26 protein-coding genes and 1 riboswitch are annotated in these 22,126 nt (G+C 39.1%); of the genes, 23 read left to right on the top strand and 3 right to left on the bottom strand.

Annotation, left to right across the window (positions count from 1 at the left end):
- Positions 1-2: 2 nt before the first annotated feature.
- The 19 genes from gmk (at position 3) to hslO (ending at position 17,720) form a co-directional block, all read left to right on the top strand.
- Complete coding sequence (gmk, locus tag CHY_RS06935; protein WP_011344395.1) at positions 3-617, top strand: guanylate kinase; 615 nt, start codon at positions 3-5, stop codon at positions 615-617.
- Positions 614-823, top strand: coding sequence for a DNA-directed RNA polymerase subunit omega (gene rpoZ, locus CHY_RS06930; RefSeq protein WP_011344394.1), 210 nt, complete (start codon positions 614-616; stop codon positions 821-823). The genes gmk and rpoZ overlap by 4 nt, the downstream gene beginning before the upstream one ends.
- 16 nt (positions 824-839) lie before the next feature.
- The gene (gene coaBC, locus CHY_RS06925) at positions 840-2,039 is read left to right on the top strand and encodes a bifunctional phosphopantothenoylcysteine decarboxylase/phosphopantothenate--cysteine ligase CoaBC (RefSeq protein WP_011344393.1); all 1,200 of its coding nucleotides are present in this window, start codon (positions 840-842) and stop codon (positions 2,037-2,039) included.
- A gap of 37 nt (positions 2,040-2,076) precedes the next feature.
- Positions 2,077-4,233 (top strand): replication restart helicase PriA, encoded by a 2,157-nt coding sequence (gene priA / locus CHY_RS06920; RefSeq protein ID WP_011344392.1) that lies wholly within the window; start codon positions 2,077-2,079, stop codon positions 4,231-4,233.
- A gap of 12 nt (positions 4,234-4,245) precedes the next feature.
- Positions 4,246-4,704, top strand: coding sequence for a peptide deformylase (gene def / locus CHY_RS06915; RefSeq protein WP_011344391.1), 459 nt, complete (start codon positions 4,246-4,248; stop codon positions 4,702-4,704).
- Positions 4,705-4,708: 4 nt separating this feature from the next.
- The gene (gene fmt / locus CHY_RS06910; RefSeq protein ID WP_011344390.1) at positions 4,709-5,635 is read left to right on the top strand and encodes a methionyl-tRNA formyltransferase; all 927 of its coding nucleotides are present in this window, start codon (positions 4,709-4,711) and stop codon (positions 5,633-5,635) included.
- Entirely contained in the window at positions 5,629-6,120 is a 492-nt protein-coding gene (locus tag CHY_RS06905) for a DUF116 domain-containing protein (RefSeq protein WP_011344389.1), read from the top strand. Before fmt ends, CHY_RS06905 begins: the two co-directional genes overlap by 7 nt.
- A gap of 9 nt (positions 6,121-6,129) precedes the next feature.
- On the top strand, positions 6,130-7,452 hold the full coding sequence (gene rsmB, locus CHY_RS06900) for a 16S rRNA (cytosine(967)-C(5))-methyltransferase RsmB (RefSeq protein ID WP_011344388.1): 1,323 nt from the start codon (positions 6,130-6,132) through the stop codon (positions 7,450-7,452).
- Positions 7,453-7,466: 14 nt separating this feature from the next.
- Positions 7,467-8,495 (top strand): 23S rRNA (adenine(2503)-C(2))-methyltransferase RlmN, encoded by a 1,029-nt coding sequence (gene rlmN, locus CHY_RS06895; RefSeq protein ID WP_011344387.1) that lies wholly within the window; start codon positions 7,467-7,469, stop codon positions 8,493-8,495.
- Positions 8,496-8,497: 2 nt separating this feature from the next.
- A complete protein-coding gene (locus CHY_RS06890) occupies positions 8,498-9,241 on the top strand; it encodes a Stp1/IreP family PP2C-type Ser/Thr phosphatase (RefSeq protein ID WP_011344386.1) in 744 nt (247 codons plus the stop codon).
- Entirely contained in the window at positions 9,238-11,070 is a 1,833-nt protein-coding gene (locus tag CHY_RS06885; RefSeq protein ID WP_011344385.1) for a protein kinase domain-containing protein, read from the top strand. The genes CHY_RS06890 and CHY_RS06885 overlap by 4 nt, the downstream gene beginning before the upstream one ends.
- A gap of 4 nt (positions 11,071-11,074) precedes the next feature.
- Positions 11,075-11,947 (top strand): ribosome small subunit-dependent GTPase A, encoded by an 873-nt coding sequence (gene rsgA, locus CHY_RS06880; protein ID WP_011344384.1) that lies wholly within the window; start codon positions 11,075-11,077, stop codon positions 11,945-11,947.
- Positions 11,928-12,608 carry a ribulose-phosphate 3-epimerase gene (rpe, locus tag CHY_RS06875; protein ID WP_226986687.1) on the top strand — a complete coding sequence of 227 codons (681 nt, stop codon included), beginning with the start codon at positions 11,928-11,930 and terminating at the stop codon, positions 12,606-12,608. Before rsgA ends, rpe begins: the two co-directional genes overlap by 20 nt.
- Positions 12,609-12,667: 59 nt before the next feature.
- A riboswitch (FMN riboswitch) is annotated at positions 12,668-12,792 on the top strand.
- A gap of 70 nt (positions 12,793-12,862) precedes the next feature.
- Positions 12,863-13,948, top strand: coding sequence for a bifunctional diaminohydroxyphosphoribosylaminopyrimidine deaminase/5-amino-6-(5-phosphoribosylamino)uracil reductase RibD (gene ribD / locus CHY_RS06870; RefSeq protein ID WP_011344382.1), 1,086 nt, complete (start codon positions 12,863-12,865; stop codon positions 13,946-13,948).
- Position 13,949: 1 nt separating this feature from the next.
- Positions 13,950-14,591 (top strand): riboflavin synthase, encoded by a 642-nt coding sequence (locus CHY_RS06865; protein ID WP_011344381.1) that lies wholly within the window; start codon positions 13,950-13,952, stop codon positions 14,589-14,591.
- 19 nt (positions 14,592-14,610) lie between these two features.
- Positions 14,611-15,816 carry a bifunctional 3,4-dihydroxy-2-butanone-4-phosphate synthase/GTP cyclohydrolase II gene (locus tag CHY_RS06860; RefSeq protein ID WP_011344380.1) on the top strand — a complete coding sequence of 402 codons (1,206 nt, stop codon included), beginning with the start codon at positions 14,611-14,613 and terminating at the stop codon, positions 15,814-15,816.
- An 18-nt stretch (positions 15,817-15,834) separates the two neighbouring features.
- Positions 15,835-16,293 (top strand): 6,7-dimethyl-8-ribityllumazine synthase, encoded by a 459-nt coding sequence (gene ribE, locus CHY_RS06855; RefSeq protein ID WP_011344379.1) that lies wholly within the window; start codon positions 15,835-15,837, stop codon positions 16,291-16,293.
- Between the two features lie 15 nt (positions 16,294-16,308).
- Positions 16,309-16,854, top strand: coding sequence for a phosphodiesterase (yfcE, locus tag CHY_RS06850; RefSeq protein ID WP_011344378.1), 546 nt, complete (start codon positions 16,309-16,311; stop codon positions 16,852-16,854).
- 5 nt (positions 16,855-16,859) lie between these two features.
- The gene (hslO, locus tag CHY_RS06845) at positions 16,860-17,720 is read left to right on the top strand and encodes an Hsp33 family molecular chaperone HslO (RefSeq protein ID WP_011344377.1); all 861 of its coding nucleotides are present in this window, start codon (positions 16,860-16,862) and stop codon (positions 17,718-17,720) included.
- Between the two features lie 57 nt (positions 17,721-17,777).
- Here hslO and rpmB read toward each other — a convergent pair whose 3' ends face one another.
- Complete coding sequence (rpmB, locus tag CHY_RS06840; RefSeq protein WP_011344376.1) at positions 17,778-17,966, bottom strand: 50S ribosomal protein L28; 189 nt, start codon at positions 17,964-17,966, stop codon at positions 17,778-17,780.
- Positions 17,967-18,053: 87 nt separating this feature from the next.
- Here rpmB and recG point away from each other — a divergent pair, with 87 nt between their 5' ends.
- Positions 18,054-20,135, top strand: a complete 2,082-nt coding sequence (gene recG / locus CHY_RS06835; protein WP_226986746.1) for an ATP-dependent DNA helicase RecG — start codon at positions 18,054-18,056, stop codon at positions 20,133-20,135.
- A 14-nt stretch (positions 20,136-20,149) separates the two neighbouring features.
- On the opposite strand, the gene CHY_RS13470 is transcribed toward recG, so the two are convergent.
- Entirely contained in the window at positions 20,150-20,278 is a 129-nt protein-coding gene (locus CHY_RS13470) for a hypothetical protein (protein WP_011344374.1), read from the bottom strand.
- 130 nt (positions 20,279-20,408) lie between these two features.
- Here CHY_RS13470 and CHY_RS13160 point away from each other — a divergent pair, with 130 nt between their 5' ends.
- The 3 genes from CHY_RS13160 (at position 20,409) to CHY_RS06825 (ending at position 21,063) form a co-directional block, all read left to right on the top strand.
- Positions 20,409-20,561, top strand: a complete 153-nt coding sequence (locus CHY_RS13160; RefSeq protein ID WP_011344372.1) for a hypothetical protein — start codon at positions 20,409-20,411, stop codon at positions 20,559-20,561.
- Positions 20,562-20,630: 69 nt separating this feature from the next.
- A complete protein-coding gene (locus CHY_RS06830) occupies positions 20,631-20,843 on the top strand; it encodes an alpha/beta-type small acid-soluble spore protein (RefSeq protein ID WP_011344371.1) in 213 nt (70 codons plus the stop codon).
- A 16-nt stretch (positions 20,844-20,859) separates the two neighbouring features.
- Positions 20,860-21,063 carry an alpha/beta-type small acid-soluble spore protein gene (locus CHY_RS06825; RefSeq protein WP_011344370.1) on the top strand — a complete coding sequence of 68 codons (204 nt, stop codon included), beginning with the start codon at positions 20,860-20,862 and terminating at the stop codon, positions 21,061-21,063.
- A 42-nt stretch (positions 21,064-21,105) separates the two neighbouring features.
- Here CHY_RS06825 and gpr read toward each other — a convergent pair whose 3' ends face one another.
- Entirely contained in the window at positions 21,106-22,080 is a 975-nt protein-coding gene (gene gpr, locus CHY_RS06820) for a GPR endopeptidase (RefSeq protein ID WP_011344369.1), read from the bottom strand.
- Positions 22,081-22,126 lie beyond the last annotated feature (46 nt).

The following is a 22,126-nucleotide window of genomic DNA, read 5'->3' as shown; positions in this document are numbered from 1 at the left end:
TTATGCATAAAGGAATGCTGGTGGTAGTTTCGGGACCTTCGGGGGCAGGAAAAGGTACTATTTGCCAGGAAATTCGGAAAAGAAATCCAAACCTCTTTTATTCTATTTCTGCAACAACCCGCGAAAAAAGAGTGGGAGAAATTGACGGGGTTCATTACTATTTTATTGATCGACAACAATTTGAGAAAATGATTGCAAACGATGAATTTCTCGAGTGGGCCGATGTTTATGGAAATTATTATGGAACACCGAAAAAGCCTGTATTTGAAGCTTTAGCGCGCGGACAGGATGTGATCTTAGAAATTGATATAAAAGGAGCCCGGCAAGTGAAGAAAACTTACCCGGAGGGTGTTTTTGTTTTTATTTTACCCCCTTCCATTTCTATACTGGAAGAAAGGTTACGGAAGAGAGGTACCGATAAAGAGGAAATTATTGTTAAAAGAATGCAAATGGCCTGGGAAGAAATTGCTAACTGTGATTGGTATGATTATTTAATATTAAATGATGATCTCGAAACAGCGGTTAATGATTTAGAAGCGGTATTAACTGCGGAAAAATTAAAACCCAAAAGAGTAAATTACCGGGTTTTACTTGAAGGAGGTGTTTTAGAAAGATGAACCAGCCTTCTTTAGATATTTTAATGAAAAAAGCGGATAGCCGGTATACGTTAGTGGTAGCAACAGCCAAAAGGGCCAGGCAAATTACTGCTGGAGAATCAAGTAAATTAAAACATATTTCCAATAAACCCGTGACCATTGCTTTACACGAAATCGGCAACGATTTAATCACCTACCAGCGGCTTAAATCATCCCAAAATAAATAAGGAGGCCCAAGTTTTCGTGTCTGAGGGCAAAATAATCTTGGGAATTTCCGGCGGAATTGCCGCATATAAAACGGTAGAGTTGGCCCGGGAGTTAACCAAGAGAGGGTACCAAGTTTTTCCCGTATTAACTGCAGGAGCAGAAAACTTTGTTACTTCCCTATCACTGGCCACTGTTACCGGTAATAAAGTATTAAAGGAAATTTTTACTGAAGCGGATCCCATTTTGCATATATCCCTTACTGATGAAGCGGACTTAATTTTAATTGCTCCGGCAACCGCTAACATTATTGGGAAAATAGCTAATGGCATTGCCGATGATTTGCTTACCACCATTGTTGCCGCTAAAAACTGTCCTGTTTTAATTTGCCCGGCAATGAATACCCGTATGTATCAAAACAGTATTGTGCAGGAAAATCTTAACCGATTAGTTGCTCATGGTTTTAATATCTTGGAGCCTGATTCCGGCAGTCTTGCCTGCGGTCATGTGGGGCCGGGTCGACTTCCCGATATTCCGGAAATTATAGCTGAGGTTGAAAAGTTGTTACAGGAGAAAATTTTAAGAGGCATAAAAGTTTTGGTAACGGCGGGACCTACCCGGGAGTATATTGATCCTGTCCGGTTTATTACTAATAAAAGTTCTGGGAAGATGGGGTTTGCTTTAGCTGAAGCTTTTAGAAATCTGGGGGCTGAAGTCTATTTAGTTTCGGGTCCGGTAAGTTTAGCACCGCCAACGGGTGTTAACTTCATTTCCGTTGAAACTACCGAGGAAATGGCCCAAAGGGTTGATGAGTTATTTGAAAAAGTGCAGATCGTAGTTAAAGCGGCTGCGGTAGCAGATTATACGCCCAAAGAAAAGTTTCAACAAAAACTACCGAAAAAAAATTCTCTTACCATTGATTTAATTAAAACCAAAGATATTTTAAAAAGCTTGGGAGAGCGGAAGGTGGATCAGTTTTTGGTGGGTTTCGCTGCGCAAACCCATGACCTGGAAAATTACGCAACAAAAAAGCTTTTAGAAAAAAATCTTGATATGATTGCAGCTAATGATGTTTCCAGGACTGATATAGGGTTTGATTCGGAAGAAAATGAAATTGTAGTTTACACCAGGGATGGTGAAAAAATCTTAATTCCCCGGGCATCCAAAAAAATTGTTGCCCAAAAACTTGCCCGGTTAATAGGGGAAAAGTACTTAAATAAACAAAACGAAAAAGGTTAAGCCTTTTTCGTTTTTAATTATTTTAAGGGGGCAGTGTATGACTGTTTATGCCCAGGTTGCTTTACTAAGGCCGTCAAGGCATTTAGATCGCTTATATACTTATAAATTACCCTCTTCTGACATAAAAAAAGTTGCAATTGGAGCCAAAGTCAAGTTTAATTTTAATAATCGTTTGGAAGAAGGCTTTATCTTTTCTCTTGGCCAGGAAAAGGATTTTTCTGGGGAAATAAAACCTATTTTAGAAGTTTTACCCGAAGAACTTTGGTTAACTCCTGAATTGGTGGAGATGGTTAAGTGGATTTCCGAGTATTATCTTTGTTCAATTACCGAGGCATTAACTTTAATATCTTTTCCGGAGAAAATATATCAGGATGTGGAAGTATTTTGTACGGTAGTGGATGAAACAAAACTTAAGGAGAAGATAAAAAAAAGCAAAAGATTGCAAAACGATGAGATGGTAATAAGCTTATTAAAGGATAAAAGGGGTTTAGTAAGAACTACTTCTACTATTAAAAAATTGGTTAAACAGGGAATACTCCAGATTAGAGAGAAACCACTACCTAATTTACCGCCAATTGAGCTTACCGAGAGTCAAAAGCAGGTATATCAGCAAATAAAACGGGATATGCCAAAAAATTTTGTGGGATTATTACACGGAATTACCGGCAGCGGTAAAACGGAAATTTACTTAAAGTTAGCGGGAGACTTTTTAAACCATGGGAAACAGGTACTATTTCTTTTACCAGAAATAGGTATTACCACGCAGATGGTTGCCCGGGTGAAAAAATACTTCCCGGAAAATACTCTGGTTTATCATAGCCGCTTGAGTGCCCGGGAAAAGTTCACGGTTTGGCGGGAATTAAAAAAGGGTAGTCCGGTTTTGGTATTGGGAACCAGGTCTGCAGCTTTTTTACCCTTTCAAAATTTAGGATTAATTATTCTCGATGAAGAACACGAGCTCAGTTATAAGCAAGAAGAAACCCCTAAATATCATGTCCGCGAAGTGGTTTACTGGCGGGCTAAACGTTTGGGCATTCCCCTTCTATTGGGTACCGCTACTCCCTCCATGGAAACATATGCTGCTGTAATTTCGGGATTAATTAAATATTATTTTTTGGGTAAGCGGTACCAAAATAGGCCTTATCCCCAGGTCATTATTGTTGACATGTTTAAGGAAGCTAAGGAAGGAAATACCGGGATAATTAGCAGTGTGCTTCAAAAAAAAATTAGCGAGCGACTCCAAAAGGGAGAACAGGTTTTTTTGTTTTTAAATCGCCGGGGCTTTGCTCCAATGATTATGTGTCGAAAATGCGGTTATTTTTACCGCTGCCCTGATTGTGACGTTTCCATGACCTATCACAAAGAAGAAAAAAATTTCCAATGTCATTACTGTGGTAAAAAAATTGCTTTTACCCGCAAGTGTCCAGCTTGTCAGGAAATCTCTCTTGATTTATATGGTTATGGGACCCAAAGGGTTGAAGAGGAACTGAAAAAGCTATTTCCAGCCAAAATTTTTCGCGTCGACTACGATACCATGAGGAGTAAAAATAGCTATGATAAAATATTAGAGGCGATTAAAAACAAGGAAGCAGACATCATTATTGGAACGCAAATGTTGGCCAAAGGATTTGATTTTCCTGATTTAACGTTAGTTGGAGTATTAAATGCTGATCAAAGCTTAAATTTGCCGGATTTTCGCGCCGGGGAAAGAAGTTTTAATTTACTTACCCAGGTTGCCGGACGAGCCGGTAGAGGGCTCGTGCCCGGAGAAGTGATAATTCAGACTTTTAATCCGGAAAATTATATTATTCAAGCGGTGCAACGGGGAAATTTCCAGCAGTATGCCTTAAAGGAGCTTTCTTTGAGAAAACAGACAGGATATCCACCTTTTAGTAAAATATTTAGGCTTATTATAGCTGGCGAAGACGAACAGAAGGTTATTGAGGGGGCAAATAATTTAGTTAATTTATTAAAAAATGCCAGCAAATTTAGTCCAGAGATTGAAATTATTGGACCGGCAGCAGCTCCCTTTTATAAGTTAAAAAGAAACTTTCGCTATCATATACTTTTAAAAACTAATAAAAGCAGTTTTGCCCGTGAAGTTTTAAAAGCAGGATTACAGGAGTTTAAAAAAAGTAGTTTAAACCATAAATTAACCTTGGTTTTAGATTTAAGTCCCCAAATCTTTCTTTAAAGGAGGAAAAAGATGGCAGTTTATAAAGTAGTGGAGATTGGTGATCCGATTTTAAAAGAAATAGCCAAGCCCATTAAAGAAATTACACCTAATATAATAAAGCTTCTGGAAAATATGGCTGATACCATGTATGCGTATAACGGGGTTGGTCTGGCAGCTCCGCAAATTGGGGTAAGTAAGAGGGCAATTGTGGTGGATGTTGGGGAAGGGTTAATTGAACTTATTAATCCCGAAATTATTGAGGTTTCCGGTGAAGAAAAGGACATTGAGGGTTGTTTAAGTGTTCCTGGAGTGCAGGGAGAGGTTGTTAGGGCGAAAAAGGTGACGGTAAAAGGATTAAATCGTTACGGTGAGGAAATTGTGATACCGGCGGAAGGGTTGCTGGCCAGAGCTTTTCAACATGAGATTGATCATTTAAATGGTATTTTATTTGTGGAAAAAGCGGACAATATTGTCAGAAAGGGTCGCTAATAATATGCGTATTGTCTATATGGGTACTCCGGAATTTGCGGTAAAACCTTTAGCTAAGTTAATTTCCCACCATGAAGTGGCTTTGGTGGTAACTAAACCCGATGCTGCTGCGGGCAGGGGTAAAAAAGTTATTTCTTCACCGGTCAAGCTATTTGCCCAGGAAAACCATCTCAGGGTTATTACACCTTTAAAGTTTAATGAAGAGGTTTACCAGGAGATTTTAGCCGTAAAACCGGAGGTTATTGTAGTAGCTGCTTATGGCAAACTTTTACCCAGAGAGATTTTAAATATTCCTCCTTATGGTTGCTTAAATATCCATGCCTCTCTTCTCCCCTTTTACCGGGGGGCTGCACCCATTGAACGCTGTCTTATGGCCGGAGAAAAAGAAACGGGAATTACGATAATGTTTATGGATGAGGGGCTTGATACAGGAGATATTGCTTTACAGGAAAAGGTTGCAATTAACCAGGAAATTACCGGGGGAGAGTTAAGAAAAATTCTGGCAGAAATTGGTGCGGATTTGATAATTGAAGCATTAAAAAGGCTTAGAGAAGGTGGTCTTCCCAGAGTTCCGCAAGACCACCAGTTGGCAACCTACGCACCACCCCTTAAAAAAGAAGATGAAATTATCCACTGGGCCGATTCAGCTGAAAAAATAAGAAACCAAATAAGAGCTTTAAATCCTGTTCCTGGGGCATATACCGTTTTTCGCGGGAAAAAAATAAAAATATGGAAGGCGAAGGTGGGGGAGTTTTCTGGAAAAAAGCCGGGGGAGATAATTTTTGCTGATAGAAAAAACGGGTTTTTGGTTGCTACGGGAGAAAGGGGTTTACAAATCTTAGAACTTCAACCGGAAGGCGGTAAAAAAATGTCGTGGGAAAGTTTTTTAAATGGTTATCGACCTCTTGTGGGGGAAACCTTTGAATGCTAAATTTTTACAAGCAAAAAATCTTTATAAAATCTCTTTTTAAGCGTGATGTACGAAAAGATATTCAAAAATATATTTCATTGATGAATGATAAAACCCTAAAATATGGCCCGTTTTCTCCGGAAAAAGTGTTATTGCTTTTGCCCCATTGTTTGCAGAAAGCTGATTGTCTTTATAAAATTACTTATGATGTACATAATTGCCGTGAATGCTTCCGGTGCCCGGTTGGAGTTTTAAAGTGCTATGCCAGGGAACGGGGATTAAAAATTGCCGTTGCTGCAGGAGGAACTGCGGCAAGGCAATTTGTCAAGAGTCTACAGCCGGAGGTTGTCTTTGCTGTGGCTTGTGAAGGGGATCTGTTTTCGGGGATGAATGATATCCCGGTTCTTTCCCTTGGACTAATTAATTTAAGACCTAAAGGACCATGTTTTGAAACATTAATTGAGTACGATAAATTTTATTATTATTTAAACCGGTTGATTTGGTAGGTGCTTTTGGTGAATTTGCGCGAATTGGTAATAAAAACCCTGGTTGAAGTCGAAAAAAATAATTCTTACGTAAATCTCTTATTACCTAAATTAATTGCTAATTTAGCCAAAAAAGAAGATAAAGACTTTGTTGTGGAACTTACTTATGGTGTTTTAAAACAACTTAAATTGTTGGATTACATGGCGGGAAAGCTCCTGAAAAAAAGGAGCAAACTTCCGCCTTTTGTCATTAATGCTATCCGGGTAGGGCTATATCAACTGTACTTCTTAGATAAGGTACCAACCTATGCGGCAATCAATGAAACGGTTGAAGCGGTAAAGCGCAATTATCGGGGATTTACGGGAGTTGTTAATGGAGTTTTACGTAATTTTATTAGGCGGCGAGAGGAAATTACAAAAATAGACGTAAGCGATGAGGTGGAGTATTTAGCCATTGCTTATTCCCATCCCGAGTGGATGGTAAAGCGGTGGTTAAATCAATATGGATACACAAAAACGGTGGAGATACTGAAGTATAATAACCATCAGCCGAACCTAACTTTAAGGATTAATACCTTAAAAATCTCTCCAAAAGCTTATTGTGACCTGTTAAACGAAAAAAACATTAATTTTAAACAACTGCCGTATTTACCCGAAGGAGTGGTAATTTTAGATAAGGTTGGAGTTAAAGAGCTACCGGGGTACGATGAAGGCTTATTTTATATTCAGGATACTGGCTCGATGTTTATTGCCTATTTAATTAACCCTGAACCCAATTCGGTGGGGATAGATGCGTGTGCGGCACCGGGAGGTAAATCTACCCACTTAGCACAGCTTATGGGAAATAAAGGGATTATTTATGCTTTTGATGTCCATCCCGGAAGACTTAAATTAATTGAGGAAAATGCCCACCGTTTGGGGATTAATATTATAAGATGTTTATTGGGGGATGCCACAAGATTAAAGCTACCCGATGGGGTAAATCCTAACTGGATTCTGGCCGATGTACCCTGTTCAGGTACGGGTGTTCTGGCGCGAAAGCCGGATGCCCGCTGGCAAAAGAGCGAGGAAGAAATAATAAAGTTATCTCAATATCAATTAGAGATTTTAACCAACTTATCCAAGCTTTTACCACCTGAAGGAATATTAGTTTATTCAACCTGCAGTATCGAGCCGGAAGAAAATGAAGGGGTTGTGGAAAATTTTTTAAGAAAAAACCCAAATTTTGTTTTGGTAAAGCCTCCAGAATGGTTTTTTAATTTAGGTATTGTAAAAAATAATTACTATCTACGTTTGCTTCCCGGGGAAATAGGAGATGGTTTTTTTGGTGTAATTTTAAAAAAATTATGTTAAAAGGCGGGTAGTAAATGAGGGCATTTTTAGATTTAAATTCGGAAGAAATAGTGGCTTGGCTGAAGGAAAATAATGAAAAATCTTTTCGCTTAAAACAGATAAATGAGTGGATTTTTAAACACGGAGAATTGGATTTTAATAAAATGACAAATCTACCGGTAAGATTGCGGGAAAAGCTTAAAGAAAATTTTTTGTTGCCTTCTTTAAAAATTATTCACAGCAAAAAATCAAGGGATGGACAGAGCATTAAATACTTGCTAAAGCTTAAAGATAACCTGGGAATTGAAGCGGTTTTATTAAAGTATCGCTACGGCAATACCGTTTGCCTATCCACCCAGGTGGGTTGCAAAATGGGCTGCAAATTTTGTGCTACCGGGCTGGGGGGTTTTTCGCGTAATTTAACGGCTGGGGAAATGATAGAACAGATACTGGTGCTTAAAGCAAGTAGTTCGGAAAAAATTACCCGGGTAGTGCTAATGGGGAGCGGTGAACCCTTAGATAATTTTACCGAAGTACTTAAGTTTATGCGGAAAATTAATGAAAAGGACTGCTTAAATATTAGTTACCGGAAAATTACCGTTTCAACCTGCGGAATGGTACCCCAAATTAAAGCTCTTGCCGAGGAAAAGCTTCCCGTTACTTTAGCCATTTCTTTGCATGCGCCAGATGATGCGCTCCGGAATGAATTAATCCCGATTAATAAACGCTGGGGTTTGGCGGAACTTTTAGATGCTGCCTGGTACTTTATCGATAAAACCGGAAGGCGTGTTAGCTTCGAGTATGCTTTAATAGAAAATGTTAACGATACCGTTGAACACGCCTTGAAACTTGCGCAGTTATTGCAGAGAAAACTTGTTCATGTTAATTTAATCCCGTACAATACAATTGAAAAGAGAAATTTTAAAACTCCTTCAGTAGAAAAAATTAATAAGTTTAAAGAAGTTTTAAAAAGGGCAGGAATTCCCGTTACTGTTCGCCGGGAGTTAGGCGATGAGATTGACGGAGCTTGTGGTCAATTAAAAGCAAAGTATTTTGAGGTGTAAAAATGAAAATTGTGGGGAAAACAGCTAAAGGGCCGGTACGGGCTCTCAATGAAGATGCATATTTTATTGACGAAAAAAAGAGCATTTTAGCGGTTGCTGATGGAATGGGAGGCCATTCGGGCGGAGCCGTTGCCAGTCAATTAGCGGTAAGAATCATTGCCGAATATTTTGCCCAATTTAGGAGCGGGGAAATAACTGAAGCGGAAAAAAGCATTCAGGAAGTTTTTCAAATAATAAATAAGAAAATTAAAGAGCAGCAAAATAAAGATGCAAACTTAAAAGAAATGGGGACAACCTTAACTTTGGGTATATTTGCCGGGGAAAATCTTTTTATTGGTCACCTTGGCGATAGCCGTGCTTATGTCTTTAGGGCGAATAAATTGCTAAAGCTTACGCAAGATCATACTTATGTGGCCAAAATGGTTTCCCAAGGGATTATAACGGAAGAAGATGCTATTTCCCATCCCTACCGGCATCTTTTGCTCAAAGCTTTAGATGGGGCAAATGAGGAAGTGGATATTGTTAAGTTTCAAGTTCACCCGCAGGATCTTTATCTTTTCTGTACCGATGGTTTATTAGACGGAATAAAGGAGGCTGAACTTGCCGAATTCCTTGATACAAATCAGACAATGGCGCTAGAAAACTTGGCGGATGAGTTAATTCGGCAAGCTTTGCTTAAGGGGTCCCGGGATAATATTACCGTGGTTCTTGCCCGGTTTGCCGAGGAGAGAGAGGTGAAGAAATGATCGGGAGAGTATTAGCCGGTAGGTATAAAATCCTTGAAACCCTGGGTGGCGGGGGGATGGCGGTTGTTTATAAAGGACAGGATTTACTTTTAAACCGCTACATAACCATCAAAATTCTTCGACCTGAATTTACCAGTGATGAAGAATTTGTAGAAAGATTTAAACGGGAGGCTAAGGCTCTTGCCAGCCTTTCTCATCCCAATATCGTTAACATTTACGATGTCGGACAGGAAGAGAATACTTATTTTTTAGTGATGGAATATGTTGAAGGTAAAAATTTAAAAGAAATAATTCGAGAAAAAAATTTAGGTTTACGTGAAAGTGTGAGGATTGTTTTACAGGTTGCTTTGGCTTTGGGTCATGCCCATCAACACGGTATCTTGCACCGGGATGTAAAACCACAAAATATCATTATCACTCCCGAAGGAATCGCCAAATTAACCGATTTTGGCATTGCCGGTAATGTTACCTCCTCGACAATCAACAAAGATAAAGAAATTTTGGGTTCAGTCCATTACCTATCGCCCGAGCAGGCCAAAGGTGAAAACTTGACTTTTGCTTCCGACCTTTATTCTTTAGGAGTGGTGTTTTATGAATTAGTGACAAAAAGACTGCCTTTTACCGGTGATTCCCCAATTGCTGTGGCTTTAAAGCAGATAAATGATCTTCCAAAACCACCTTCCTCTTATAATAAAAATATTCCTGACGAACTAGACCGAATAATCTTGAAGTTATTGAGTAAAAAGCCAGAGCAAAGATATAAATCCGCTTATGAGTTAATTGCCACTTTAAAAAAATTGGATTTGCCGGAAGAAAATTTTGCTGAGGATAGTACGATGACCATTATATTGGATAAAAACCAGTTTCCGGAAGTTCGCGGTAAAAAAAGATTGAAAACTTCCGGAATCATAGCCCTGGTGGCTTTGTTTCTGGCTTTAATTGGTGGTTTGGGGTATTTTTTGTATAATTATTTTAATGTCAAAGAAGCGGTGATTCCCGAGGTTCGCGGGCTTGGAATTGGGGAGGCGAAGCAAAAGTTAGAGGAACTTGGTTTTACCAATATCAATATTTCCTCGGCATACCACGAAACAGTTCCCAAGGATAAAGTGATTTCTATTGACCCTTTACCGGGAGAAAGGGTTAAAGTTGCTCGACCGATTTATTTGGTTGTTAGTAAAGGAAAGGAAATGGTGCTGGTTCCCGATGTGCGGGAAAAAGATATTCATGATGCCCGGGTGATTTTGGAAAATGCAGGATTAAAAGTAGGTGAAATAAACGAAATATATGACGAACGTTTAGCACCGGGTACCGTTATTGAACAGGACCCAGAACCAAACACTGAAGTGGAAAAGGGATACAAAATAAAACTTATTTTAAGCAAGGGAGCAAAACCGGCCTGGATTACCGTACCTGATTTGAGGGGCAAACAAATTGAAGAGGCTCGAAAAACACTGCAGCAGGTGAAATTAGTCCTTGATGATACTATTAAAGAGGTAGATAGTACCGAATATTTTGCCGGGCAAGTTGTTACTCAAAATCCCCTTCCGGGGAGTTTAGTGGAGGAAGGCTCAAAAGTTAGAATTACCGTATCTCGTGGCCCTGGCCCGGTGAGAAAGTCGGTTTTAGTGACTTTAGCGGTGCCAAATGATGGCCAGAAACATTCGGTAAAAATTGTTGTAAAAGATGCAAGAACTTCTGAAGTAATTGTTTATGCTAATGATAGTGAAGAGCCAGGAACCGTTCTGGAAAAAGAAGTATACTATTATGGAAAAGGGAGAATTAAAGTGTATTTAGATGATGTGGTGATAGAAGACAAGGAGGTGAACTAATTCATTGGAAGGTCTCGTTGTTAAAAATTATGCAGGGTTTTATTATGTTGATACCGGAAAAGCTATTTACATGTGTAAAGCGCGCGGGAAGTTTAAAAAAGATAATATAAAAATTTTAACCGGTGATAGGGTAATAATCAGAGAACTGGTTCCTAATTCTGAGGGAGTTATCGAAAGCTTACTACCCCGTAAAAACGAGTTGATAAGACCACCAATTGCCAATGTCGATCAAGTATTGCTTGTATTTGCTTTTGCTGATCCCTTTCCCAGTACCGAATTAATTGATCGGTTGCTGGTAATGGCATATGCTTTAAGGCTTGAAGTGGTTTTGGTATTTAATAAATTTGATTTGGTGAATCCGGAAAGCCAAAAGCTTTTTGAGTATTATAAAAAAATATTGCCAAAGGTTGTTGCCATTACTGCCAGAGGTGACACGGGGATTGATGAGTTAACTGATTATTTAAACCAAAAAATTTCCGTTTTAGCAGGGCCTTCGGGAGTGGGAAAAAGTACTTTAATTAATCGATTGGTACCGGGAGCAAAATTGGCTACCGGAGAGGTAAGTCCTAAAATAAAAAGGGGCAGACACACCACCAGGCACGTGGAGTTAATAAAATTACCCTTTGGCGGATTTATTGCGGATACTCCAGGATTTAGTAATTTAACTTTGCCGGAAATGGATAAATTAGAGCTGCAGAGCTATTTTCCTGAATTTAATCAAAATCGGAAATATTGTTATTTTCCTAACTGTCTTCATGTTAAGGAACCAAACTGCCGGGTGAGAGAACTTCTGGAAACCGGGGAAATTCCGCCCTTTCGTTATGAAAACTATTTAACCTTTTTAGAAGAAATTACCAGTGACGAAAGGAGCAGTTAACTTGCTTGTTAATATTGCGCCCTCAATTTTAAATGCAGATTTCAGTAATCTTGAACTTGTTTTAAAACAACTGGAAACAGGTGGGGCAAAATATTTACATCTGGATATTATGGACGGGCATTTTGTACCTAATTTAACTTTTGGTCCACCGGTTGTAAAAAGCTTAAGAGCAAAAACTAATTTGATTTTTGATGTGCATTTAATGGTTGAAAAGCCGGAAAGTTTAATCGAGCCCTTTATTGAAGCGGGGGCGGATATGATAACTATCCACTGGGAAAGTACCAGGCATCCCCACCGCTTACTTCAAAAGATTAAGGATTCGGGGAAAAAAGCTGGAATAGCTTTAAATCCTGCAACTCTACCGGAAAATCTTGAATATCTTTTGGATTTAATAGATTTAATATTGATAATGTCCGTTAATCCTGGTTTTGGTGGCCAAAGCTTCATTAATAATCAACTTACGAAGATAAGGAAAGTGAAAAGTATGGTTTGTAAAGCTCCTCAGGAAATTTTATTGGGTGTTGATGGCGGGATAAATTTACAAACGGCTCCGTTAGTGATTGAGGCCGGGGCGAATTTTCTTGTTACCGGTAGCTTTTTGTTTAAGGGTGATGTAATTAAAAACCTAAAAGACTTGATAGAAGTTTGTCAAAAGAGCTAAATTATTGACAGCAAAAATACCTCTTAATATAATTAAATTAATTTAATACTGCTTAATCTTACTACCTTCGGGGTCAGGTGGAATTCCTAACCGGCGGTAAAGCCCGCGAGTCCGTAAAAATTTACGGATAGATCCGGTGAAATTCCGGAGCCGACAGTTAAAGTCTGGATGGGAGAAGGTATTAATACTCTTATTGTACCTTTTTACCCCGAAGCAGAAGCTTTGGGGTTTTAAATTTTTTGCGAGGGGTTAATATGAACGACCAGCAGTTAATGAAAAGGGCGTTAAAGCTTGCTAAAAGAGCTTTGGGAAGAACTTCGCCAAATCCTGTAGTGGGAGCTGTTATTGTTGATAAAGATGGAAATATTGTAGGGGAAGGATACCATAAAAAAGCTGGCTTACCCCATGCTGAACGGGAAGCATTAAAAGTGGCCGGGGAAAAAGCCCGTGGCGGTACCATGTACGTAACTTTAGAGCCATGTTGTCACTATGGACGAACACCACCTTGTACCGATGCGATAATTGCGGCAGGTATAAAAAAGGTGGTAGTTGCCGTACGGGACCCGAATCCCAAGGTTTCCGGAAAAGGTATTGAAATTTTACGAAATGCAGGAATTGAAGTTGTTGAAGGGGTTTTGGCGGAAGAGGCTTTTTACCTTAATGAAAAATTTTTTAAGTTTATTAAAACGGGGCTACCTTTTATTTCTTTAAAATGGGCGATGACGGTTGATGGTAAAATTGCCACCGAAACTTATGACTCCCGTTGGGTTTCCGGTGAGAAAAGCCGGAGTTTTGTCCATAGGTTACGGAATGAATATGATGCAGTTTTGGTGGGAGCAAAGACCTTAATTATAGATAATCCACTGTTAACTTGTCGGATACCTCAGGGGCGAAATCCCTACCGCATAGTTTTATCTGGAAGTGGAAATTTACCGGAAGGTCTAAATATTTTTCAACTTGAAAAGGAGAAAAATATTTTAATTACCGCCAGTAAAAAACTACCAAAACATGTAAGCAACGGATTTGGTCACATTATAACTACTCCTTTAGGGGAAAATAGGATTAACATTAAAGAGGCTTTTTTGGAACTTTCCAGGCTTGGAATCATTTCAATTTTGGTTGAGGGCGGAGCAGTGGTCCATGCGAGTTTACTACAAAATAGACTTGCGGACAAAGCATATATCTTTATTGCACCCAAGATAGTTGGGGGGAAAAATGCTCCCGGACCAATTGGTGATTTAAAAATAAGTTTAATGAAAGATGCCTTGCCGTTAGCAATACACAAGTTAAGACGTTTTGGGGAAGATGTTTTTATTGAAGGCTATTTTTCAGGAGGGTAAAATGTTTACAGGTCTTGTAGAAGAGCTGGGAAGAGTTCGGGAAATTAAAAAAAGCGGAGAGTCGTTAACATTAACCGTTGAAGCCAAGACAATTCTTGAAGATATAAAATTAGGTGATAGCATCGCTGTTAACGGTACTTGCCTTACGGTGGTCAATTTTGGCAACGATTATTTTGAGGCGGATGTTATGCCCGAAACTTATACTAAAACAAATTTAAAATTCTTAAGTCCCGGGGATAGGGTAAATCTTGAAAGAACTCTACGGCCTACGGATCGTTTGGGAGGACATATTGTTCAAGGTCATGTGGATGAAGTGGGGTGGATAGTTGAAATAAGAGCAAAAGAAATTGCCAAAATAATAAAAATAAAAGCTTCCGAAGGTTTTTTACAGTATTTGGTTCCAAAAGGGTCGGTCGCGGTTGATGGCATAAGCTTGACGGTAGTTGATGTTTATAACGATTCATTTACTGTCTCAATAATTCCCCATACGTTTAAAAATACTACTTTAGGCTATAAAACAATTGGTTCTCCGGTAAACTTGGAAGCGGATATTTTAGCAAAGTATGTTTTTAGTTTTATAAAAAAACAGGGAGCATCCCGTAAAATAGACCTAAATTTTCTGGCCGAACATGGCTTTTTATAAAAGATAGGGGGAGAAATAAATGGGCTTTAACACCATTGAAGAGGCTTTAGAAGATTTAAAACAGGGGAAAATGGTAATTGTGGTTGATGATGAAGATCGGGAAAATGAGGGAGACTTAGTTTGTGCCGCAGAAAAGGTAACTCCGGAAATAATAAATTTCATGGCAAAATACGGTAGAGGTCTTATCTGTGTTCCTATGGAAGGAAAGCGCTTGGATGAATTAGAAATTCCAATAATGGTAACGCAAAACACCGATCCTCATCATACAGCCTTTACCGTGTCGGTTGATGCCGTGGATACCCATACCGGAATTTCAGCTGCGGAAAGAGCTAAAACCATTTTAAAATTAATAGACCCGCAAGCACGACCGCAGGATTTTCGCCGGCCTGGACATATCTTTCCCCTGCGGGCAAAAGAAGGAGGGGTATTAAGGCGGGCAGGCCATACTGAAGCGGCTGTGGATCTGGCAAGGCTGGCCGGACTGTATCCTGCAGGAGTGATTTGTGAAATTATGCGTGACGATGGACAGATGGCTAGAGTTCCGGATTTGCTGGAATTTGCGCAAAAACATAATTTAAAAATCATTACCATTGCCTCATTAATTCAATATCGTCGTCGTAACGAAAAGCTGGTAGAACGGGGAGCTTTTGCCATGCTTCCTACAAAATACGGGGAATTTGTTGCTGTTGCTTACGAAAGTCTTTTAGACCATCAAACCCACTTGGCGGTAGTAAAAGGAAATGTTGCTGATGGTGAGCCGGTTTTAGTGCGAGTGCATTCCGAATGTCTTACCGGTGATGTTTTCGGAAGCTTACGGTGCGACTGTGGAGACCAGTTGCAAACAGCTCTTAAAATGATTGAAAAAGAAGGACGCGGAGTACTGTTATATATGCGTCAAGAAGGAAGAGGAATTGGGCTGGCAAATAAGATAAAAGCTTATCACTTGCAGGATATGGGAAAAGACACCGTTGAAGCTAATGAGGCGTTAGGTTTTCCAGCGGATTTGCGGGATTATGGAATTGGCGCGCAAATTTTAGCCGATTTAGGAATTAAAAAAATCCGGCTTATGACAAATAATCCTAAGAAAATTAAGGGGCTTGAAGGCTATGGTTTAGAGATTGTTGAGAGGGTACCGATAGAAATTCCACCTAAAAAAGAAAATAAAAAGTATCTGCTTACAAAAAAGAAAAAATTAGGACATCTCTTAAATCTAACTGAAAACTAAAGGAAAGGGGAATAAAAAATGCAGGTATTTGAAGGAAAGCTTAACGGGAAAGGATTAAAAATTGGAATAATTGTTAGCCGGTTTAATGAATTTATCACCCAAAAGCTTTTAGCTGGAGCTTTGGATTGTTTGACCCGGCATGAAGTAGAAAACACCAATATTGATGTTATCTGGGTGCCTGGGGCCTTTGAAATACCATTAGTTGCCAAAAGAGCAGTTCACAAAGATTATGATGCAATTATTTGTTTGGGGGCAGTAATCCGCGGAGCAACTCCTCATTTTGATTATGTAGCGGCTGAAGTAGCCAAGGGAATTGCTGCGGTTGGTTTGGAGGCTAACAAGCCGGTAATCTTTGGCGTATTAACCACCGATACCATCGAGCAGGCCATTGAAAGGGCTGGTACAAAAGCCGGGAATAAGGGCTGGGAGGCAGCCTTAGCGGCTATTGAAATGGCAAATTTATTTAAGAAAGTATAAACTGGAGGGTTTGGTTTGGCAATTGGGGTTATAAGTGATATTCACGGAAGTTTACAAAGATTTATCAAAGCTTACGATTTTCTTAAAGATACCGAATTTATCCTTTGTGCCGGGGATGTCTTATACCATGGGCCGAGAAACCCATTACCGGAAGGCTATGATCCGGCCGGTTTAGCAAAATATTTAAAAAGCATCAAGCAAAAAATTTATATTGCACGGGGAAATTGCGATGCGGAAGTTGATGAAACATTCCTGGGGATTCCCTTTTTTTCCCCTTTTTTCTTAACCGAATATCGGGGTAAAAAGCTCATGGTTGTTCATGATTTTGAAAAGTTAAAAGAAAATTATTTGGAGCTTGCCGATATAGTTATTCATGGTCATTCCCATGTTTGGCAAATTGAAAAGTTTTCCAACTGCATACTGCTTAATCCAGGTTCACCATCCCTTCCCAAAGGTTTTGAGCCTGTACCAACAATTGCGATAATTGACCGGGATATAAAAATAATTGATATTGTTACAGGCAACGTAGTAAAAACCGTAGGTGATTTAAGAAAGGAGTAGTAACATTGAGCGATTATTTAGTAAAAGGTATGGCAGGGGAATTTATAAGGTTTACGGGAGTTAGTAGTAGGCAAACCGTTGAGGAAGCAAGAAAACGGCATAACTTATCCCGTTTGGCGACGGCGGCCCTTGGAAGGGCCCTGACCGCAACGATTATTTTAGCATCCGATTTAAAAAACCCCGGTGATTTATTAACCCTTAGAATTTTTGGTGATGGACCTTTAGGTGGGATAGTATGTTCGGCGGGAAATGATGGCATGGTTCGTGGTTACTTGTTTAATCCGGAAGTCGAATTGCCACTTAATGATGCCAACAAACTTGATGTGGGACGGGGAATAGGCAAAGGTCATTTATACGTAACAAAGGATTTAGGATTAAAGGAACCATATACCGGTACCGTGCAATTAGTGTCTGGAGAAATTGCCGAAGATGTGGCTTACTATTTGTATTACTCGGAACAAAGGCCCAATGTTTTTAACTTGGGAGTTTTGGTTAATCCCGATGGTTCAGTCGCTCAGGCGGGAGGATGTTTAATTGAAATTTTGCCGGGAGCACCGGAAGAAATAATTAGTACTCTTGAACAAAATTTAGGAGAACAGCAGTCTCTAACCTATCAACTACAGCAAGGTAAACATATCGAAGAAATTATTCAAGAAGTGGTAAATCCTTATAAGACCGAAATTTACGTAAAAAAACCTGTTGGTTTTTTATGCAGTTGCAGCAGAGAAAAGCTTTTACCTCATTTAATAGGACTTTACTCTGAGGTAAAAGATGAGGAAATAGTTGAAGCGGTCTGTCATTTTTGTAGAGAAAAATACACTTTTTCAGGAAAAGAAATAAAAGAATATAAAGAAAAAAATACCTAACGCCAATTTTGGCGTTTTTTTTTAAAGAAAAAAGCCGTGCTTTTGCACGACTTTATTCTATGCTCTTTGTACTTTACCTGATTTCAGGCAGGTAGTGCAAACGGTTATTCTTCTTCGGGTTCCATTAACAACAGCCCGTACTCTTTGTAAATTGGGGAGCCATTTTCTTTTAGTATGAATATTCGAATGGCTTATTTGATGACCATAAACTACGCCTTTCCCGCAGATTTCGCAAACTTTAGCCATAAAGTACACCTCCTGCTCTTACTGTGCTAAAATATATACATGTAAAAGATATCAAAAAGCTAAAGGTTTTGCAAGGGGCAATGGAAAATTGATACCAAAGAAAATGCTAAAAGAGTAAGGATAAGGAGTTTTGCTATGGATATTCCGGTTCAGTACTTAAAAGGCGTAGGGCCACAAAAAGCCAAACTTTTGCAAAAGTTAAAAATTGAGACGGTAAAAGATTTAATTTACTACTTTCCGAAACGTTATGAGGATCGCAGTTCTTTAAAAAAAATAAGTGAATTAATTAATGATGAAGTGACAACGGTATTAGGAACTGTAGTTGAGGTGAAAGAAGTTATACCCAGGGACAAGTTAAAAATATTAAAAGTTGGGATTAACGACGGTTCCGGTACTGCCTATGGTTGTTTTTTTAACCAGTCTTATCTAAAAAATGTTTTTATTAAAGGAAAAAAAGTTTATTTTTACGGAAAAGTTGAAAAGAGATTTTTCGAAACAAATATTTATGTTTATGAGTATGAATTTTGGGATAAAGAATTACTCCATACCAATCGCTTAGTACCAATTTATCCGTTAACGGAAAACCTTTCCCCCAAAACATTTCGCCAGTTAATTAAAAATGCTCTTGACAAATATCTTGAGGAAATCACCGAGCCTTTACCGGAGGAAATTTTAAGGAAATATAGTTTGCCAGACCTTAAGCAAGCTTTAATGAATTTACATTTTCCGGAAAGCAGCGAACAGTCCGAATTAGCGCGACGTCGAATGGTTTTTGAAGAATTTCTCTTGTTTTTCCTGGCCATTGGATTATATAAAGAAAATTATCAGAAAAAGCCCGGGATTGTAATTGCAGGAAGTGGAGAGTTAGAGAAAAAATTTATTGATTCGCTCCCTTTTAAACTGACTTCAGCCCAGGAGAAGGTTTGGAGAGAAATAAAAGAAGATTTAGCAGCTAAAAAACCAATGAATCGCTTGGTGCAGGGAGATGTGGGGAGCGGTAAAACCATTTTAGCTGCCCTTGCTCTGGTGAAAGCAGTGGAAGCGGGGTTTCAAGGGGCTTTAATGGCGCCCACTGAAATCTTAGCGGAACAGCATTATTTGAACTTAAGCCGTCTTTTTGCTCCTCTCGGGATAAAGGTAGTTTTGCTTTCGGGGAGTTTATCATCGGGCAAGAAAGAAGCAGTTTATAAAGCCATTAAAAATGGGTACGCTGATGTAATAATTGGAACCCATGCTTTGATTCAGGAAGCTGTTATTTTTGATAATTTAGGGCTGGCTGTGATCGATGAACAGCACCGGTTTGGAGTGGAACAACGAAGTAGTCTTGTGGAAAAAGGGTTATATGTTAACCAGTTAGTTATGTCGGCTACCCCAATTCCCCGTACGCTTGCTTTAACTTTATACGGTGATTTAGATGTTTCTATTGTTGATGCTTTACCTGCGGGGAGAAAACCGATTAAAACATATTGGCTTTCTTCTCAGGATAAAGGTAAAGCTTACGCCTTTTTATTAAAGCAAGTTGCTGAAGGACGCCAGGGTTATGTGGTTTGCCCCCTGGTTGAAGAGTCGGAAAAGCTCCAAGTAGAGGCAGTTACTAAGCTTTACGAAAAGCTTTCTAAAAAATTTCCCCAGTTTAAGTGGGGTTTAATGCACGGACGGTTAAAACCTGCGGAAAAAGAAGAGGTAATGGAAAACTTCCGTAAAAATAATATTCAAATCTTGGTTTCGACTACGGTAATTGAAGTGGGAGTTGATGTGCCCAATGCCAATGTTATTATTATAGAGGATGCCTGGCGTTTTGGTTTAGCCCAGCTTCATCAAATTCGCGGTCGGGTAGGCCGGGGTGAGCATCAATCCTACTGTTTTCTTTTAGGAAACCCCAGAAATCAGGAAGGTATTGTTAGGATGAAAATTATGGAAAAATACAATGATGGATTTAAAATTGCCGAGGAAGATTTGAAATTAAGAGGGCCAGGAGAACTTAGCGGAACCCGTCAGTCAGGGGCCTGGGAATTTAAACTTGCCGATATTGTGCGAGATCAAGCCATATTGTTTTTAGCTAAAAAGGAAGCAGATGAGATCTTAACCAATAAGGAAAATCATCGTGCGCTTATTACCCTTGCTTTGGAGAAATATGGAGATAAAATTAATATGCTTCAAAAAAATTAACAAAAGGCAGACCGTTACTTGGTCTGCCTTTTTTCATGCTCCAAGTTTTTTTTCTTAGCTTCATTTCTGTTAACTTCAGCAAAAAATTTATCGTCCAGTAAATAGACGTCGCGGTAAAGGTTAAATGTCTTTTTTTCTTTCATTTTTGCTTCCTCCCGTAATTTTTTTTTATTATTACCAATTTTACAAATAAAAATACCGATAAAATTTTTGTTTTCTTGTTATAAAGTTTTGGTGCTGAATAAAAACTAATTTTCAAGAGGAGGTGAAAAAATGCCTAAGAAAGCTAAAAAAAATTTTGAGCTTACTCCCGAACACCGGCAGTTTATGTTTGAATTGGCCAATGAAGTCGGGGTTGACGTAAACAAAGTTATTTTAAAAACAAAAAATACCGGAAATGAGAATATCAAGCCAGTTGAGGATTAATCTTACTCGCATAAAAAAAATTAACCGAGAAAAAATAAGAGTACCAATCCAGAAAAGGAGGTGATAAAGATGGCTCGGAATGAAATTATAGTGCCTCAGGCCAAACAGGCTTTAGAGCAGTTCAAGTGGGAAACTGCTCGGGAAGTTGGGCTTAATATTCAACCGGGACAATATGGTGGAGACATTCCGGCAAAACAATGGGGTAGATTAGGTGGCAATATGGTCAAAAAGTTAATTCAGCAAGCGGAATCCCAGTTAAGTGGTCAATTTCCTACTACCTAAAAAGGAGGCATAAAAAATGGCACGAAATGAAGTGGTAGTACCTCAAGCCAAGCAAGCCTTAGAACAATTAAAATGGGAAACTGCCCGGGAAGTTGGAGTTAATGTTCAGCCGGGACAATATGGTGGCGATATCCCGGCAAAACAATGGGGTAGATTAGGGGGCAATATGGTCAAAAAATTAATTCAGCAAGCGGAGCAACAGCTTTCTGGAAAAGTCTAACTAACTTTTTGTGGGGCAGAGGGGGTTAACCTCCTGTCCCCTTTAATTTAAGTAGATTTCCACATTTTCCGGCTGGACGTTTTCGTGTACTGCCATGGTAATGCCCCCGGCTATTACTTTAGCAAGATTTAACAATAAAAAATCAATTTCTTTTGGTGTTACCGTAAGATTATTAGTAAATGGCTCTAAAACTTCCCGGACTAAGGTAATTATTCCCGCTTGCCTGGCTTTTAAAAATTGGTAAAATTGTTTTGATGAACTGAATTTATCTAAAAACATTTCCAGGGTATTTTTGGCGATAATAGCTGCGTTAACCACCGTTGGGCAGCCAATGGCGATTACCGGAATTCCCAAAACTTCACGATTTAATCCTGGACGTTGGTTCCCTATCCCTGATCCTGGATTTATTCCTGTATCTGCAATTTGAATAGAAGAACAAATTCTTTCTACATTGGCGGCAGCTAAAGCATCTACGGCAATTACAAAGGAAGGATTGATTTTTTCAACAATGCCTTGAACAATTTCTACCGTTTCAATTCCTGTAATACCTAAGACTCCGGGGGAAATAGCTGCAACATTTTTAAAACCCTTGCTCAGGGCTTCATGTTTTAAGTTAAACAAATGGCGCGTAACGAAAATATTGTCTACCACTTTTGGGCCCAGCGCGTCGGGAGTGGCGTGCCAGTTTCCAAGCCCTACTATTAATATGGGTCGCTCATCATTTATTGTTAGCATTGTTTTTAGAATATTTGCCAAGGCCAACATAATTTCTTTCTGGGCAGTTCTGTTTTGACTTCGAAGCACCGGGGCATCAATTGTAACATAATTCCCGATGGGTTTTTGCAAGTGAGCTGCACCCTGCTCGTTTAGAATTTCAACTTTGGTTATTTCATAATTTTCCTTTTTATCTTTAATCACTTTAACTCCGGGAATTTCAATCCCCGCTTCACCTCTTAATAATTCGTGGGCTTCAACGGCCATGTCAATTGTTACTCCTAAAGTATTAAGAAGCTCCATTATTGCCAAAATTATCACCTCAGCGAGTAGTGTGTGACAAAGGAAG

This window comes from Carboxydothermus hydrogenoformans Z-2901, from assembly GCF_000012865.1.
Taxonomy (GTDB): Bacteria; Bacillota; Z-2901; order Carboxydothermales; family Carboxydothermaceae; genus Carboxydothermus; species Carboxydothermus hydrogenoformans.
Note: the sequence above shows the minus strand (reverse complement) of the source record. Positions and strands in the feature narration are given on the sequence as shown.

Excerpts from the sequence above, each read along its gene's own strand:
- gmk (WP_011344395.1), top strand. The coding sequence starts at position 3 with ATGCATAAAGGAATGCTGGTGGTAGTTTCGGGACCTTCGGGGGCAGGA.
- rpoZ (WP_011344394.1), top strand. The coding sequence starts at position 614 with ATGAACCAGCCTTCTTTAGATATTTTAATGAAAAAAGCGGATAGCCGG.
- priA (WP_011344392.1), top strand. The coding sequence starts at position 2,077 with ATGACTGTTTATGCCCAGGTTGCTTTACTAAGGCCGTCAAGGCATTTA.
- def (WP_011344391.1), top strand. The coding sequence starts at position 4,246 with ATGGCAGTTTATAAAGTAGTGGAGATTGGTGATCCGATTTTAAAAGAA.
- fmt (WP_011344390.1), top strand. The coding sequence starts at position 4,709 with ATGCGTATTGTCTATATGGGTACTCCGGAATTTGCGGTAAAACCTTTA.
- CHY_RS06905 (WP_011344389.1), top strand. The coding sequence starts at position 5,629 with ATGCTAAATTTTTACAAGCAAAAAATCTTTATAAAATCTCTTTTTAAG.
- rlmN (WP_011344387.1), top strand. The coding sequence starts at position 7,467 with ATGAGGGCATTTTTAGATTTAAATTCGGAAGAAATAGTGGCTTGGCTG.
- CHY_RS06890 (WP_011344386.1), top strand. The coding sequence starts at position 8,498 with ATGAAAATTGTGGGGAAAACAGCTAAAGGGCCGGTACGGGCTCTCAAT.
- CHY_RS06885 (WP_011344385.1), top strand. The coding sequence starts at position 9,238 with ATGATCGGGAGAGTATTAGCCGGTAGGTATAAAATCCTTGAAACCCTG.
- ribD (WP_011344382.1), top strand. The coding sequence starts at position 12,863 with ATGAACGACCAGCAGTTAATGAAAAGGGCGTTAAAGCTTGCTAAAAGA.
- CHY_RS06865 (WP_011344381.1), top strand. The coding sequence starts at position 13,950 with ATGTTTACAGGTCTTGTAGAAGAGCTGGGAAGAGTTCGGGAAATTAAA.
- CHY_RS06860 (WP_011344380.1), top strand. The coding sequence starts at position 14,611 with ATGGGCTTTAACACCATTGAAGAGGCTTTAGAAGATTTAAAACAGGGG.
- ribE (WP_011344379.1), top strand. The coding sequence starts at position 15,835 with ATGCAGGTATTTGAAGGAAAGCTTAACGGGAAAGGATTAAAAATTGGA.
- rpmB (WP_011344376.1), bottom strand. The coding sequence starts at position 17,966 with ATGGCTAAAGTTTGCGAAATCTGCGGGAAAGGCGTAGTTTATGGTCAT.
- CHY_RS13470 (WP_011344374.1), bottom strand. The coding sequence starts at position 20,278 with ATGAAAGAAAAAAAGACATTTAACCTTTACCGCGACGTCTATTTACTG.
- CHY_RS13160 (WP_011344372.1), top strand. The coding sequence starts at position 20,409 with ATGCCTAAGAAAGCTAAAAAAAATTTTGAGCTTACTCCCGAACACCGG.
- CHY_RS06830 (WP_011344371.1), top strand. The coding sequence starts at position 20,631 with ATGGCTCGGAATGAAATTATAGTGCCTCAGGCCAAACAGGCTTTAGAG.
- CHY_RS06825 (WP_011344370.1), top strand. The coding sequence starts at position 20,860 with ATGGCACGAAATGAAGTGGTAGTACCTCAAGCCAAGCAAGCCTTAGAA.
- gpr (WP_011344369.1), bottom strand. The coding sequence starts at position 22,080 with ATGGAGCTTCTTAATACTTTAGGAGTAACAATTGACATGGCCGTTGAA.